This is a genomic window from Spongiimicrobium sp. 3-5 (assembly GCF_046557915.1).
Classification (GTDB): Bacteria; Bacteroidota; Bacteroidia; order Flavobacteriales; family Flavobacteriaceae; genus JBHEBG01.
The window spans coordinates 48531-62576 of record NZ_JBHEBG010000005.1 but is presented as its reverse complement, the minus strand read 5'-3'; the positions used below and the strand labels follow the sequence as shown (position 1 = coordinate 62576).

The 14046-nt window shown below is 41.5% G+C and carries 7 protein-coding genes; 3 read left to right on the top strand and 4 right to left on the bottom strand.

Annotation, left to right across the window (positions count from 1 at the left end):
* Positions 1-78 precede the first annotated feature (78 nt).
* Together ACEQ81_RS16800 and ACEQ81_RS16795 are read left to right on the top strand one after the other, a co-directional pair.
* Positions 79-3516: a 4Fe-4S binding protein gene (locus ACEQ81_RS16800; RefSeq protein ID WP_411032083.1), complete on the top strand. Its 3438-nt coding sequence runs from the start codon at positions 79-81 to the stop codon at positions 3514-3516.
* A 63-nt stretch (positions 3517-3579) separates the two neighbouring features.
* Positions 3580-5028 (top strand): adenylate/guanylate cyclase domain-containing protein, encoded by a 1449-nt coding sequence (locus ACEQ81_RS16795; protein ID WP_411032082.1) that lies wholly within the window; start codon positions 3580-3582, stop codon positions 5026-5028.
* A gap of 24 nt (positions 5029-5052) precedes the next feature.
* On the opposite strand, the gene ACEQ81_RS16790 is transcribed toward ACEQ81_RS16795, so the two are convergent.
* The gene (locus ACEQ81_RS16790; protein WP_411032081.1) at positions 5053-8478 is read right to left on the bottom strand and encodes a tetratricopeptide repeat protein; all 3426 of its coding nucleotides are present in this window, start codon (positions 8476-8478) and stop codon (positions 5053-5055) included.
* Between the two features lie 150 nt (positions 8479-8628).
* A complete protein-coding gene (locus tag ACEQ81_RS16785; RefSeq protein ID WP_411032080.1) occupies positions 8629-9711 on the bottom strand; it encodes a glycosyltransferase family 9 protein in 1083 nt (360 codons plus the stop codon).
* Between the two features lie 558 nt (positions 9712-10269).
* On the opposite strand from ACEQ81_RS16785, the gene ACEQ81_RS16780 reads away from it, so the two are divergent.
* The gene (locus ACEQ81_RS16780) at positions 10270-12429 is read left to right on the top strand and encodes a TonB-dependent receptor (protein WP_411032079.1); all 2160 of its coding nucleotides are present in this window, start codon (positions 10270-10272) and stop codon (positions 12427-12429) included.
* On the opposite strand, the gene ACEQ81_RS16775 is transcribed toward ACEQ81_RS16780, so the two are convergent.
* Both ACEQ81_RS16775 and ACEQ81_RS16770 read right to left on the bottom strand, forming a co-directional pair.
* Positions 12426-12848, bottom strand: a complete 423-nt coding sequence (locus ACEQ81_RS16775; protein ID WP_411032078.1) for a DoxX family protein — start codon at positions 12846-12848, stop codon at positions 12426-12428. The genes ACEQ81_RS16780 and ACEQ81_RS16775 overlap by 4 nt on opposite strands.
* Before the next feature lie 341 nt (positions 12849-13189).
* Entirely contained in the window at positions 13190-14044 is an 855-nt protein-coding gene (locus ACEQ81_RS16770) for a DUF4249 family protein (RefSeq protein ID WP_411032077.1), read from the bottom strand.
* Between the last annotated feature and the right edge of the window lie 2 nt (positions 14045-14046).

Genomic DNA, 14046 nt, shown 5'->3' with positions numbered 1-14046 from the left:
AAGGTATTGGGGCGGTCTTTTTTATTTCCAATCCAAAACTATACCAACCATCCAATTGTAACAACTAGGTACGCCAAAATGAAAGAACAAAAATATATTGTAGTAAATGGTAACCAGGCAGCGGCGCAAGTGGCATATAAGGTTAATGAAGTATGTGCCATTTATCCGATTACCCCTTCCTCCGAAATGTCGGAGTTGGCAGCCGAGTGGAGCGCCAACCAACAGCGGAATGTTTTTGGTGATGTTCCTTCAATTTTTGAAATGCAAAGTGAAGCAGGTGTAGCGGGGGCACTACATGGCGCCCTGCAAACAGGATCCTTGGCAACTACTTTTACGGCATCGCAAGGGTTGTTGCTTATGATGCCCAATATGTACAAAATAGCCGGTGAATTAACCCCCAATGTAATTCATGTTGCAACAAGATCGGTAGCCACCCACGCCTTATCGGTTTTTGGGGATCACAGTGATATTATGGCCGTACGCAATACGGGCTATGCTTTTTTAGGGGCGGCCTCGGTACAGGAAGCCATGGATTTTGCATTGATTGCCCAAGCGGCCACACTGGAATCGCGTATTCCCTTTGTTCATTTTTTTGACGGATTCCGTACTTCGCACGAAACGTCCAAAATAGAGAACCTACCAAACGCGGTAATTAAAGAAATGATGAACACCGACCACATACAAGCCCACCGAGACAACGCCTTAAACCCCAATAAACCGGTATTGAGAGGTACCGCACAGGGCGCAGATGTATTTTTTCAAAGCAGGGAAGCAAGCAATACTTACTACAATGCTTGTCCGGACCTGGTACAAAAACAAATGGACAAATTTTCGGAACTTACGGGCAGATCTTATCAAATCTTCGAATATGTAGGTCATCCCAAAGCAGAGCAAGTGCTTATAGCCATGGCTTCGGCAACGGAAACCATCGAAAAAACAATCAAATACTTAAATGCAAAAGGTGAGAAAATAGGATTGATAAAGGTTCGCTTGTTCAGACCTTTTAGTGCTGACCACCTAGTTAAGGCACTCCCCAAAAGCTGTAAGTCCATAGCCGTACTAGATAGGACCAAAGAGCCCGGATCTACCGGTGAACCTTTGTACTTGGATGTGGTACAATCCGTAACGGCCCTTATCAACAGTTTTGATCAGTTCCCAAAAATAGTTGGTGGCAGATACGGTTTGTCCTCCAAGGAGTTAACTCCTGCAATGATCCTGAGTGTAGTAAATAACCTAAAAAAAGAACATCCCAAAAACAATTTTACGATAGGTATAAATGATGACGTAACCCATTTAAGTTTGGATTATGAGCAGGACATCGATGTAAAAGATAAAAATTATAAGGCCTTATTTTACGAAACCAGGTCCGTAGATGCTACCACCAGTTTTGGCAATACCTTGCAATATCTAGGAGCTTTGGACAATACCTTTGTACAAGGCTATACCGAATGTGACTACAGAAAATCTAGATCTAGAAGTGTTTCCAACCTGCGAATTTCGAAAACCCCGATCAGAGCCCCTTATTTAGTTTCCGATGCGGATTTTGTGGTTTGTGATTCAGTAAACTTTGTTGAGAATGACGATGTAATAAAACGTATAAAATTTGGCGGTAGGCTACTTGTTGCCTCCGAATTGCCCAACCAAGAATTTTGGAATCAACTTTCCATCGAACGCAAGCAAGAGCTAGTGGCAAAGGAAATATTGGTTTATACAATAGACAGCAAGAAAATTGTCCCAGAGTACTTTTCCGAAAATTATACTATTTCTTCGTTGCATGCTTGCTTTTTTGCATTGAATGAAAAAATCTCCTTAGACCAAGCATTCCAAAAGCTGCAGAACCATATTACCAAAGTTGATTTGTTCTTGGGCACTCAGATAAATGGGTCCAATACCTTAAGGATAAACAATTTTGAAAACACTTTAATTGAAGCACTAATTGCGGGCAGGGGAGGGGAACTGCCAGTTAGTGCGCTACCGGCAGATGGTACATTCCAAACGGGAACATCAGAATTTAACGAAGTATATCACGGTTTAGAAATCCCCGAGTGGGACCAAGATCTATGCACCCATTGCGGCGCATGCAGCATGGCCTGTCCGCAGGGAGCATTAAGAATAAAGGTCTATGATGATAATGTGCTAATGCAGGCACCATCAGGGTTTAAAAACACTATGGCCCTTGACCCGGAATGGGCTGTGGATTTATTGAATTATACCATCCAAATAGATGCCGATCAGTGTACTTCCTGCAACAACTGCGTGGATGCATGTCCGGCAAAAGCACTGACAATGATCAATAAGACCGTAGCACATAAGGTTAAATGGGACTACTTTAAGAACATTCCAGAAATGGACCGATCCAAAATTGACGTTAGTATGGTAAGTCGGCAACAACTACAAGAACCGCTGTTTAAATATTCTTCCGGGGTGGATGGTTGTGGGGAAGCTCCCTATTTAAAACTGTTATCGCAATTATTCGGTGATCGTATGCTCGTAGCCAATGCAACGGGGGCCAGCTCCATTTTTGGTGGTGCACTACCTACGACACCTTGGACTAAAAATGCGGAAGGGAAGGGTCCGGCATGGTCTAATTCCTTATTTGAGGATAATGCCGAATTTGGCTTGGGTTTCCGATTGACTCTGGAGCAGCAGGAAATGCGGACAAAAAACTTATTGAAAAGATGTATGAACCCTCTCGAATTTGATTTGGTATACAACATCCTTAATGCACCCCAGAACACCGAAACGGAAATTGAAGCGCAACGTGCCAGGATTGCCGAACTTAAATATAAATTAACAACAAACCCCTCCAAGGAAGCCCAAGAATTACTGAAATTATCTGATAGTTTAATTAAGCAAAGTGTTTGGATCGTAGGTGGTGACGGCTGGGCCTATGATATTGGTTATGGGGGTATAGATCATGTTATCGCTTCCGGAAAAAACGTAAATATCCTTGTTCTGGATAATGAGGTATATTCCAATACAGGTGGGCAGAACTCCAAGGCCACTCCTTATGGGGCTTCCGCTAAATTTGAAATCAACGGAAAACAAAAACAGAAGAAAGACCTGGGTTTGTTGGCGATGTGCTATGATGATGTTTATGTTGCGTCCGTTGCCATGGGAGCAGACCAAGAACATACCTTAAAAACCTTTTTAGAAGCCGAAAGTTACGATGGCCCGTCTATTATTATTGCCTATTGCCATAGTCCGGCACATGGTATCGATATGAAAAACCCAAGTCAATATCACAAAGCCGCAGTAGATTCCGGGCAATGGTTATTGTATCGGAATGATCCTCGAAGAACCGTTAGGGGATTAAACCCCTTGCAATTAGACTCGGAAAGACCTAGTATAGGCATGCATGATTATTTAAGAGGTGAGAAGCGCTTTGAAAAGTTTCTTGGTTATGAAGATGAAGCCACCAACATGCGGATAACTGAAATACAACGCAAAGTAGATCAGCGATTTAAAAGATATGCCCGCATGGCTTCCCAAATGTTATCGTTAAGTGAAAAATAGCTATCGGCAAGCTAAAATATCAATTTTTAGTATATTCACAGGAATCAACCAACTGTATCCGTTTTGACCTCCACCTTTATCAAATCCCTGGTTTCCTGGATCGCTGGCATTGGCTCGCATCCCGATGATAGAGAGGAAGTGCGGGTGCAAAAAACGCTATTGATTGCATTTGCCGGTAGCATGGCCATAATGGCTTGTTTTTGGGGACTTCTATATCTATACTTTGGCGAACCCCTTGCCGCTTCCATTCCTTCGCTCTACGCCGCGGTTTCGTTAATTAGCATAGCCTTGTTTGCGAAGATCAAAAATTACCAGCTGTTTTTGGTGAGTCAGCTTGCTTTTAGCCTTATCCTTCCTTTTATATTGATGTTGACCTTAGGCGGATATGCCGGTTCCAGTGCCGTAATTATTTGGTCGCTTACCTCGCCGTTAGGGGCTTTGGTACTCCAAGGACGGTCACAGGCCTTATGGTGGTTTTTTGCCTTTATCGGCTTATTGGTGGTTGCTCTATTGCTAGAAGGACAATACACCTCTGTAAATAATCTGCCCACACATACCATTACCGGCTTTTTTGTGATGAACATAGCGGGGATGTCTTTAACCTCCTTTATAGTACTTAGGTATTTCGTAGGAGAGAAAAATTTAGCCATTACCATGCTCGAAAGTAAGCACAAATGGATCAAAGAAGCTTTTTCGGCCTATGTTTCACCCAATTTGGTGACCCATTTAATTCAGCACCCCGATGAGCTGAGGTTGGGAGGGGAGCGTAGGGAATGTACTTTTATATTTACGGATTTGGTTGGGTTTACCCCTTTAGTGGAGAAATCGGATCCGGCTACCCTTGTAACTTACCTCAATGAATACTTTGAAGGGATGATCGCCATAGTATTTAAACACGAGGGTACGGTTTCTAAAATAGTTGGGGATGCCATTGCGGTAATGTTTTCGGCCCCTGTTGTACAGAAAGACCATGCTGCTAGGGCTGTTGCCTGTGCTTTGGATATGGATGCCTATGCGCAAAATTTTGCTTTGGAAAAGCAAAAAATTGGTCTGGATTTAGGAAGAACACGGATAGGTGTAAATACCGGTACGGTAATCATAGGAAATATTGGTGGAAAAAATCAACTCGATTATAGGGCTTTGGGCGATGCCATTAATACGGCAGCCCGTTTGGAAAGCGCCAACAAGCAGCTAGGGACTCGGGTTTGCGTAAGCGGTACCACCGTAGCGCAATGCCCTGATTTTATAGGAAGGCCCATAGGATCTTTGCTGTTAAAGGGTAAAACACGACCCGTGGCTACCTTTGAACCACTAACAAAAAGTAAAAGTGAAACCCCAAACATATCGGATTATCTGGAAGCCTATAAACTAATGGAAAACAATGCCCCTGAAGCACTGGGCAAGTTTAAAGGTGTTGTAGAAGATTACCCGGAAGATGGACTGGCATCTTTTCATTTAAGCAGATTAAACTCGGGCAAATCAGGTAGCACCATTATTCTTCCCTGGAAATAGCAAGAGGTAAAAACCCAATAATCCTTATTTTTCGCTCATGGTGTTCACCACTTCCCAATCTTTGGGTACCCCCGCTATGGTATACTCGGCGGATTTGGTCACAAAATATTTGGCCACAGTATCCTTGGGATTGGCATTCAATACTTTATCGAAGGCCGCAGAGGCTTTGGGAAATTCGTTTTTAAAAAAATACTTCAGGCCTTTCTCAAAGTCTTTTAATGTATTTTGTTTATGGGTTATCACATCGTCATCGTCCCCATCAAAACATTCGTAAATGCCCATTACCTTAGCTTTACCTTTAACCCTTACCTTTCCTAAATATCTAAGTCCGTAGTCCGATTTGTTTTTTATGGTATTTAAACTGTCCTCGCTTATTATTATGTTGGCTCCGTAATGTTTGGTAACTCCTTCCATACGCGAAGCTGTATTTACGGTATCGGCAATTATGGCAGTATCATTTCTGTTGATGTCCCCTATGATGCCCATAACTAAAGGTCCTGTATGAAGCCCCATGCCTACGGACAGGGGTTGGTATCCATCTTGAAGTCTCTGTATATTATATTCCTTTATTTTCTTTTGCATATCGATGGAAGCCTGCAGCGCATGCTCGGCTTCGAACGGAAATAAGGCCATGATACCATCGCCCAAGTACTGGTTTACAAAACCCTTGTTTCCTTGAATGATAGGCCCCATTTTACCTACATAGGCATTTACAAATTTAAAGTTTTGACGTGGGGTCATACTTTCAGCTAAATGGGTATATTCCCTAACATCGGTAAATAGTACCGTAACATCCTTTTCTACGTGATCGCCTAATGCCACCTCGGTAATAGCTTCTCTTCCTACCGATTTTATAAATTCCGTGGGCACAAACTTGCTTGCCGCCTTATGTATTCCGTTGAGGTTGAGGTGCATCTTTATACGGCTTAGCAATTCATTTTTAGAGAAGGGTTTAGTAAGGTAATCATTGGCTCCCACATTAAAACCTATAACCAAATCACTGACCCTGTTCTTGGCCGTTAAAAGAACTACGGGCAATTCGCTGGCGCCATGCTCTTCCCTTATCGTTTGGCATACCTCGTACCCAGATATACCGGGCATCATAACATCCAATAGTATTAGATCAAAGTGGTTTCCATGGGCAATAAGGTCCAAAGCCTCTTTACCACTATGGGCTTCGGTAACCTCGTAATTAGCAACTGCCAAATGGTTCTCCAAGACACGCCTGTTTACCGGCTCGTCATCAACCACCAAAATTTTACTTCGCAATTCTTCAGAAATAGCTTGCAATGGGTCCGTACCATACTCCTGTTTGCCATCGACTATAACAGTTGCTATTCTTTCTTGTACAGTATCCCGATCGGACAGTTGTGCCTTTGTTTTGGAGGTGCTTTTGGGGAGGGTAAAAACAAAGGTAGATCCCTGGTCTATAACTGATTTTACACTGATAGTCCCCTGGTGGAGCTCTACCAATTGTTTGGTAACGGAAAGTCCCAGACCAGTTCCTCCATACGCCCTGGAGATACTGCCATCTGCCTGCTCGAACGATTTAAAAATGGTCTCGAACTTGTCTTTTGAGATTCCAATACCAGTATCCGATACGCTTATGGAAACCATATCTTTTTGTGTTTCGGCACTAACGGTAATAGATCCGCCATTGGTAAATTTTATGGCATTACCTATAAGATTGTGCAATATTTGTTGTAATCTATTTTCGTCCGCTTCCACAAGCGGAATATCTTTTGGAATTGTATTTATCAGTTTAAGGTGCTTGTCCAAGATAAGGGGTTCCGAAAGTTTAAGCACAACATCAACAATAGCGTGCAAGTCGGTAGGGTTTAGGGCAAGTACCAAATCTTGGTTTTTCAGTTTGGAAAAATCCAAAATATCGTTCACCAGATGTGCCAGGCGTTTACCGCTATTTGTGATCATGTCCAGATTTTCAATGACCTTGCCCGGCAGTTTGCCAGCAACACCGTCCTTAAGTGATTCGGTAAGACCGATGATACCGTTTAATGGGGTACGAAGTTCATGCGATGTGTTCGCAAGGAATTCGTCTTTTAGCTTATCAATTTTTTGGAGTTCATCCACGCGTTGTTTTTCAATTTCGGTCTTTTGGCGTTCTTCTGCAATAAGCCTTTTTTTCTCCTCTGCCTCCCTGTTTACGCGTTGTTGGTATTTGTATCGATTAAATAAGATAAGTGAGAGCAGCACGGTGGCCAGTGCTATTCCTATGGTAATATTTCTAAAAGTGGTCTGCCTCCTTAGTTTTAGGTCGTTTATTTCGGCATCTTTCTGTAAGGTTGCAATAGCATCTTGCTTTTTCTCGGAATCGAATTTTACTTGCAGTTCCTCTATTTGTTTGGATTTTGTTTCGTTGAAGAGGCTGTCTTTTACCGCAATATATTTGTCCTTGGTCTCTAACGCTTTTTTAAGGTCGCCCGTTGCAGCATATACTTTGGACAAGGTTTCGTAAGCCTGTTGCATTTCTGGTTTTGCATCTATTGCCTCGGCATAGGCTACTGCTTCTTCTAAGTGGGAGCGTGCTTTTTTGTAGTCCTTGAGTTGAAAATAGTCTAACCCCAAATGGGTATGACTCTCGGCAAGTTCCAATTTTTGTTGTAGCTGTTGCCGAATTTCAAAGGCTTTCAAATGAAATTCCAAGGCTTTTTTATGGTTCTCTTGCAGTCGATAAACTTTTCCTATGGATTCATAATCATAGGCCTTGCCCCAAGGGCTGTCTATTTCGGTATCCAAGTCCAAGGCCCTATTAAAATAGCGCAAGGCTTCTTGGTAATCCTTTTTCATCATATAAAGGTCTCCAATATTAAAGTACCCGTTGGCCATATCTGCCTTCTCGTCCAGGGCCTCGAATATCTGGAGGGATTTGGTATAGTTTTCCATGGCTTCCTCCAACTTATTGGTCCGTTTAAACGTTTCACCCAGAGCATTGAGGATGGTTGCAATACTATATTTATCGTCTAATTTCTCATAGATCTTTAAAATCCTAAATTGTATTTCCAAACTTTTACTGAAAAGCCCCTGACTGTCCAAAATTGTGGCTTTCTGATACAATCCATCGGCAATGCCCTTTTCGTCTTTTTTTTCTTCACAGTAGGTTAAATACTTCTCCATATGTTCAAGGGCCTTGTTGTAGTGCCCTTTTTGGCGCTCCAATACGCCATATTGGTAGTTGGCCCGGGCCAAGCCGTAAGCATAGTCGTTTTTAACACTGATCTGGTAAAAACTGTCGATATATTTTTTGGCCAGGTCGGCATCGGACCTATTGTTAAGATATTCCCATGCAATATTTTTAAGGTGGAAGACTCTAGCGGAATCGGTAACGGAGGCATTTAATTGTTGTTGTAGGCTATCTAGGGTCGTGGATTGCCCGTAAGTAAGCTGGCATACAAAGATTCCCAAAAATAATATGGATAGTAGCGTTTTCATTTTGTACGTGGGGGACCTTGTGGTTTATTGATTATGTCTTCTTAAATGTAGTGTTTAATGGCAAGAATGCAAAAAAGGGGTGATAAGTTGCATCAGGATACTTTGCTAGTAGATCGATTATCGCAGATTGTTGAAACTCCCATAGCTGTTCTATGGATTCACTTTTGGTATGACACTAATATCCTTCAAAAAATCTGTTAACAGCAGCATGAAGTATGCAGGGGTAAAGCGCTTATATAGATCAAGGTTGTTTTTTTTAAGCTCTTTTTTTGATTTTCCATACATTTCTTCCGGGCGATAGTCATTTAAATGGACTGCAACGTTACTGGCATCGCTAAAAGTGTCCCATGCCGCTTTGGTAATCCATGGAGAAAATATGCTGAACGTGGGAACGCCTAGCGCTTTTGCCATGTTTATAGCACCACCTTCGTTACCTATAACCGCATTGCAATGATGAACCAATGCCAAGAACAATCGAAGAGAACTTGCGAATGCGTCTATTTTTATTTGTTTTTTTGTGGTATCGTTGCATAAGTCATATAACTCGAGTGCCTGTTTGTGCTGGCATGGAATATAATTAAATAGTAATGTTGCATCCGTAATTTTTGCTATAAGATCAATTACTTCGGCCATATAAGGTAAGGGGTATGTTTTATTGGGGTGACTCCCTAGAATATTTAGCATAATTATAGGTTCTGACCCAGTAATATTATGCGCACCCAAAAACGTTCTTGCAGCGCAGGTTTCATCCTCTGTTAAATAAATTTTGGGCCTTTTAACGGCTTCGTTTAAATTTGGAAGTATTGGAGCCAAAAATAAAAGCCTGTCCTCTATTGCCATTCCTGTTCCCCGCTTTCTGTTTTTTGGTTTGTAAACATGATGGGTATAAATAAAGCTTGAATACCATTTTTTTAATGACGCTTTCAAAGGTGCCTGTGAAAAAAGGCTTATCAAATTACTTTCCAATTTACAATAAACATCTAGGACAACATGATACTTTTCTTCTTTGATGTCCTTTAAAAATTGGTAAAAGGCCAGTTTGTTTTTTTTATAGTCGGCCTTGAACAATACCACTTGATCTATAAAAGGATTATTAATGACCACTGGCACTGTGTGACAGTTAATTAAGTAATGTATTTCCACGTCGGGAAGGTTTCTCTTTATGTTTTCACAAATGATTGTGCTGATAAGAACATCTCCGATCATTTTTTGCTGTATTATCAATATCTTCATAAAGCTAGAGAAGATTATACAGAGGGCATAGATGTCTTAAAACATCATAAAATGGCTTTTTTTTGCGCATGTCCTTCCTCCTTGTTTAAGATTTGTAACTCTCATTTCGGTGGGAAGAAGGGTATTGTCAAAGGGGCCCTTCCTTTTTTTGTAAATGTTGCCGTTTTAGAAATACCGGAAGTGCGTTCCCGAGAATAGGGAACGTTCAGTTAGGGAACCGATACAAAATATATAGGGATAAAACGGGAATAAACTCAGGTCCTAAGCGAAAGTGGGACATATCGCTTTTATAGAACCGAGCAACACCACTAAATAAGGGAATATTTTTTGATTCCTGAAATCATATCCCGCTTTTTTTGAGGTATAAATCCTACTATAGTTGTTATCAGCGGTTTGGCTCTGGAGATAATTTTCTTGCTGGTCTAGAAACCAACATAGGAACGGTTCAAGGCAAGGTCTTTTAACAATTCAGAAACCAAAAATTACGATTGGGTCATCAATTTTGGGATTGGCTGCACTACTAAAGCACCTTTGTCCCAACAAAATAACCACTGACCCATGAGATTATTAATATTATTGCTCTCTCTTTTTTATGCTGCCCTTGGTATTGCCCAAACAACGGTTTCTGGTACGGTTACGGATCAAAAGAACAAAGCTGTGGCAGGTGCCAACGTGTATTTGGAAGGTACCTATGATGGGGCCTCCACCGATGAAACGGGAAATTTTTCTTTTGAGACTACCGAGAAGGGCACCCAAAACCTGATAGTTTCCATGATCTCGTATGAAACCTATATGCAAGCAGGTGATATCTCTTATTTTAAAGATATAAAAATTCAATTGCGAGAGGCTATAAATTCGCTTACCGGGGTAACCCTTACTGCCGGTACTTTTGAGGCTGGTGATAATTCTAAAGTATCGGTACTTAAACCTCTGGATATTGTTACCACGGCAGGGGCTGCAGGCGATTTTGTTGGTGCTTTGCAAACGCTTCCGGGTACCTCTACCGTTAATGAGGACGGTAGGTTGTTTGTACGCGGGGGAGCCGCTGGGGAGACACAGGTTTTTATAGATGGCCTAAGGGTTTTTCAACCTTTTAGTGCTACGGCAAACAATATTCCTACCCGAGGCCGATTTTCCCCTTTTCTTTTCAAAGGCATTACTTTCAGTACAGGGGGTTATTCGGCGGAATACGGTCAGGCCCTCTCTAGTGTATTGCTTCTGAATACTACCGATGTGCCCGATCAGGAAAAGACAGATATTTCGGTGATGTCCGTCGGTGGGGGGTTGGGACATACCAAAATCTGGGGCAATCAATCATTAAGTATAAATACTTCTTACATTAATCTGGCACCTTACGAAGCCTTAATTCCTTCCAATCAGGGAGTTAAATGGAATAGCCCTTTTGAATCGATCTCCGGGGAGGCTGTATTTCGCAGTAAAAGTGAACAAGGCTTGTTTAAGCTGTACACCGGGTTTAGTCATAGCAATTTGGATATAGATCAGGAAGATATCAACTTTGAAGACCCTGTCCGATTTGGCTTAAAAAATAACAACCTCTACTTCAACACCACCTACAGACATTTCTTTGGGGATGGATGGAGTGTTGCCGGTGGGGCAAGCATTTCTTTTGACGGTAACGATATAAATGTACTTACGGACCGCATAGATGCCGAGGAAACGGCTTCGCACCTAAAAATAAAACTGCATAAGAATTTTAGTAACAGGTTTAAATTGAATTTTGGGGCGGAGCATTTTGTTACCGATTATGACGAGACTTTTACTGCGGCAGATGGTTTCACTGCCCAATACGGATTTACGGACCATTTAACAGCTGGCTATACAGAAGCCGATATTTTCTTTAGTAATAAATTTGCCATGAAACTTGGAGCTAGGGCCGAGTATTCCAAGGTCCTGGAAGATTTTAACCTGGCGCCACGTATCTCACTGGCCTACAAGAGCAGCGAAAAAGGACAGTTTTCCCTTGCCTATGGCGACTTTTATCAAAACCCCTTGAATGAAAACCTGAAATTTGACCAAAGCCTGGGTACCGAGAAAACATCACATTACATTCTTAATTATCAATATAACAACAATGGTAGAACCTTTAGGGCCGAGGCTTTTTATAAGGATTATGATGGTTTAATCAAATTTAATACAAGGCTTCCACAGTTCGATTCAAACTTCAGCAATTTGGGAAGTGGTTATGCTGCCGGACTCGATATCTTTTGGCGCGATAACAAAAACATAAAAAATTTGGATTATTGGGTATCCTATTCCTTGTTGGATACAGAGCGCGACTATCGTGATTTTACCGAACGGGCAACTCCCAATTTTGCGGCCACGCATAACTTTTCCGTAGTAACCAAATACTGGGTAGATAAATTACGTTCGCAAGTAGGGCTGTCCTATAATTATTCTTCGGGCAGACCGTATGACAACCCCAATACCAACCAATTTCTTGCGGAAAAGACCAAGGCCTATAATAATCTTAGTTTTAATTGGGCCTATCTGCTTTCACCACAAAAGATTCTTTACTTTTCTGTAAACAATGTCCTTGGGTTTAACAACATCAATAATTATCAATATGCAGATACCCCAAATGCCAATGGTCTGTTTCCTAGGCGCACGGTAAGGCCTGCAGCTGACAGTTTCTTTTTTATAGGTTTCTTCTGGACAATAAGTGCCGATAAGAAGAGCAATCAGTTAGATAACCTTTAATTCTGCATTTCCAAATAGTAATCTGCGGAATGTTTACCAGATCCGTAGAACAAAAAGAAAATACAAAGTAGTAGTACGGTCGCCGATAGTATTAGATTAGTGGTGTTCATCTCACCCAAAAAATTAATTAGTACGGCACCGATTAAAATAGGTATTTGAGCCAAAACGGCCCATCGGGTAAGCAGACCAAAAACAATTAAAACACCTCCTACAAAATGTGCCGGGATTACATAGTGGATGGCGGCCATACCTCCGGTTAAATGTTGTATGGGTTCAATAAGTTCAGAAAGCGTCTTAAAGCTCTGCATAATATCGATCCCCTTGATAAAAAGAAAAGTTCCCAAGGCAATACGCACAAGATCTAGCGGGTAATACGTGTGGGCGTTGGCCCATTTGTTTAAATTTTTTATTCTTCCCATGATTGACAACGAGTTTGATTAGACCTATCATAAGATACTCGTTTTAAGCCATATATGAAAGAATACAGCTGGTAAATCCGTTTTGACACCCCACTTGGAGGAGTGGCTAATTCCTTGTTTTAAGTTTTTGAAGCCCCTGGTTAATGTATTGTTTTCCAATAAGCAGGAGCAAGTTTTAAAAAAAGGAAACCAACCGATCCATGGTTTTTCCACGAGTCAATACCAATTGGCAAACGAGCAATCCAATCCCAACACTTAAAGGATATAACTTGTTTGGCCAATCTCCGTGGATAGTCCAGAAAAGGCCGGTAACCTTTCGTTCAAAAATCAATCAAAACCAACTACTCAAAAGTATAGGTGTCTTTAACTACCTGTGTAACCCTGAAAAAACCGTATGCATAATTTTCCGGGGAGGTTACGTTTACGCAATTTCCTTTAAGTTCTACCGGAATGGAACTGAAAAGCCCAACCCCTTCCGACTGTTCGATCACGATTCGTATAAAGTTGAAATAAGTCTCCGAAATCCCCAAAAGTTCAATATCCACAATATCCCCGGGAGCAAATTCTTCCGTATTGGTATCGGTATCCTCTTCCTTCTCGTAATAGAGGTCTATTTCGTTACCATTGCTAAACTCATCGTCTACATCAAACAGCTCTACAAAACGATCTCCACGTTCCTGAAGCTTTATGAGGTAGAAATTTTCCTCGTCTTCCGGATCTTCAAAAGAAACGTTTATTTCCAAGACTTCGTCATCAAAACCTTCCTCAGTAGATTGGGTAAGTGAAGTTATGTCCGTTACCGGCATAAGTCTTTCCGTAGCATTGTAAGTTTCACCATTGTGTATAACTTCCAGGGTATAGGAAGCATTGAGCACAGGTACAAATTGTGTTGTGGTATACGATCCGTTGTTTTGATCGGTAAACACAAATTCTGCCCCGCTATCGTTATTGGTAACACGCACCGATGCGCCTGAAACGGCAGAATTCGTAGTGGTATCAAAGTATGGGGTAGAGGTACTTAACTTAATGATCTGTACATTTCCCTGTGTACCCTTTTCCCAATCCAAGGAGGCTTCTATGGTTAAACGGGCAGGTGCGGTTTGCACATCCACGTCTACTACATCTTCACAAGAAGTAAAGATAGCAGCGAAAAAAAGGATACTAAATTTTAAATATGTTTTTATGTATGATGTCATGG